Genomic DNA, 2237 nt, shown 5'->3' with positions numbered 1-2237 from the left:
AACTGGTACCACTCTCCCGGTATGCCGGGCTGGATGTTTTGCATCGAGTTGATGAGGGTGCGACCTTGTTCAAGGGTGTAATTGCTCCAGCTTTGGTACCGCTCGACCTGGGGCTGGGCGCGATAGGCGGCAAAGGCTTCTGCATCTGCCGGATGGAATGGGCGGGCATGAAGGCGCGGTGTTTCGAAATGGGCGACAGCGGGTCCTGTTTCGGGGCCGTTGAAAGTCGGCATTTAGTTTCTTCTCCTCGTAGGAACTTTGGATTTGTTTCGGGAGTGCTGCGGCCCGTTCGCACGGTGGTGAGGCTTGCTGCGCCGGGTTCACCGGAAGCGTGCCGGGTCGCCGTCCGTGGCGGAGAATCGCGGCGATGACTCCAATCAACAGGCTCTGCCTTCACTATTGGCCGGGGACCTTGCACAGTGAGAAACTGCAATCTAGACGGCTCATTCGGACAGACGCCAACTTACCTCGTCTGCCTCCAAGCGCTGGCGTGCGGTGTTCAGTCCCGCTCCCACTGGTACGTGACCGGTAGCGGCTGCCAGCCCGAAGACCGGCATATCGCTATACACGCTTTCCCTGCCACCGGGCATCGTCTCGTAGGTTTCGTGCCATACGCCGATGTCGCCAGTACCGGCGGATTCGCGCATGAATCGGCGCCAGGGCTCAAGGTGCGGCGCCGACCGGTCGGCCGCGAACCGCTGCAGATGCTCCGGGCTCCTCCAGTAGCTGACCATGATGGTCGTCCGCCCGAACCATTGCTGGTAGCCCAACAATCCAGCCTCCGGCGTCTTGGCCAGGTGGGCAAGCATCCTGGGCATGGCCGCCCCCACCCTTGCCACTTTCCCGAATTTCCACCACCGGTTGGCGCGCATCCCAATCAGGAAGATTGTCACCGGGCCGCCTCCGGGATCGGCAGTGAAACGTCCTGCGTGCACTTGCTCCGACATGGGCTTCTCCTATTCATAACGCTGTTACAGAACAGTGTTATGCCATACTTGTCCTATGGCAAGACCCATAGTCCACGATGAGACCCTGCGTCGCAGGCTGCTCGACAGCGCAGCCTCCCTCATCGCCCGCGACGGCGCCGCCTCCTTATCGCTGCGCAGTATTGCCGCTACCGCTGGGACGTCGACGACGGCGGTGTATTCGCTCTTCGGGGGCAAGGCGGAGCTGTTGACTGCCGTGCTCGACGATGGCTTCGCTTCCTTTGCTGCCTCCCAACAAGAGGTCGCCGCTGCCGGCCTCGAAGCATTGGGCCGGGCTTACCGAACTTGGGCACTGGAGCATCCGATCCTCTACGGCCTGATGTTCGGCGGCTCACTGGCCGGCCAGGTGCCGTGTCGGCCGACGCCGGGTGCCACTGAGCCGTCGATCGCGCCGCTGTTCGCCGCGGTTGCCGCAGCGCTGCCCGGAGCAGCGGATGACGAGATCGCCTCGATGGTCGCCGTCGTGTGGGGCCAAGTCCACGGGCTGGTGTCACTGGAGCTGGCCGGTGCACCGGCTGCTGGCTGGATCTGGGATGTGGCCTATGATGCCGCTATCAGCCAGATTGGCCGCTCGCTGCGACGCTAGGGAACATTAGTCCTCAAGCAGCCGGCGGACCATGGGGTCGCAGTAGCCGTCGAAATCCGGATCTCGTGATGGTCGACCAGTATGTTCGTCAGCGTACCCCCTGTTCTACAACGGGTTGTTTGGTGACGGAACGTGGTGGAGTTCCGCTTTAACGTCTGAGTCAGCTCCGGTACCTCCCGGGAATCCTCGGCCGAAGTGTTGGGGAACTTAACGTTCTTCCGAGACGGTGATTGTTCCCGAGGCGGTGGCGGCTCGGAGTGCGCTAGCCTGAACGGCGTGGACCGCATAGACATGGATGACGCTGCAACGCTCGTGACCCTGCTGCATGATGGGAGGCGCTCCTCGTCGCTCCGTGCGCTGCTGCCGGGGTGGGACATGCTGCAGGCCGACGTCCCTTCCCGGGAACGGGTAGAGACGGCAATAGCGGTCCTGGTCGGTTCCAGCCTTGCTGAGGTCGACTCATCCTGGGGGATGCGGCTCACGGAGCAGGGCGTGCAGCTCAGGCGGTCCGGGAAAGGTGCTCGGGGGACGCGGGAGATCCCGGGGGCAATCAGCGATCTGCTGGTAGGACGCCAGTTGAGCCGTGCAACGCTGAGTCTTCCTCACGAGGTCTTTGATGCGGCGCGCGAGGACTATCTGGACGCTGCCCAACGCAGGGCTGAGCG

At 63.2% G+C, this 2237-nt stretch carries 4 protein-coding genes; 2 read left to right on the top strand and 2 right to left on the bottom strand.

The window, feature by feature from the left end:
- Together LQV45_RS26905 and LQV45_RS26900 are read right to left on the bottom strand one after the other, a co-directional pair.
- Nucleotides 1–233, bottom strand: a 233-nt coding sequence (locus LQV45_RS26905; RefSeq protein WP_230009806.1) for a GNAT family N-acetyltransferase, incomplete at its 3' end; no start/stop codon positions are given.
- A 210-nt stretch (nt 234–443) separates the two neighbouring features.
- Nucleotides 444–947, bottom strand: coding sequence for a DUF4188 domain-containing protein (locus LQV45_RS26900; RefSeq protein ID WP_230009803.1), 504 nt, complete (start codon nt 945–947; stop codon nt 444–446).
- Between the two features lie 55 nt (nt 948–1002).
- On the opposite strand from LQV45_RS26900, the gene LQV45_RS26895 reads away from it, so the two are divergent.
- Nucleotides 1003–1572, top strand: a complete 570-nt coding sequence (locus LQV45_RS26895) for a TetR/AcrR family transcriptional regulator (protein ID WP_230009799.1) — start codon at nt 1003–1005, stop codon at nt 1570–1572.
- 276 nt (nt 1573–1848) lie between these two features.
- A partial coding sequence (locus tag LQV45_RS26890) for a hypothetical protein (protein ID WP_230009797.1) occupies nt 1849–2237 on the top strand: 389 nt, incomplete at its 3' end.

The organism is Microbacterium sp. Bi128, from assembly GCF_918698205.1.
The sequence above is the reverse complement of the archived record's forward strand: the minus strand, read 5'-3'. Positions and strand labels throughout refer to the sequence as shown.

Excerpts from the sequence above, each read along its gene's own strand:
- LQV45_RS26900 (WP_230009803.1), bottom strand. The coding sequence starts at position 947 with ATGTCGGAGCAAGTGCACGCAGGACGTTTCACTGCCGATCCCGGAGGC.
- LQV45_RS26895 (WP_230009799.1), top strand. The coding sequence starts at position 1,003 with ATGGCAAGACCCATAGTCCACGATGAGACCCTGCGTCGCAGGCTGCTC.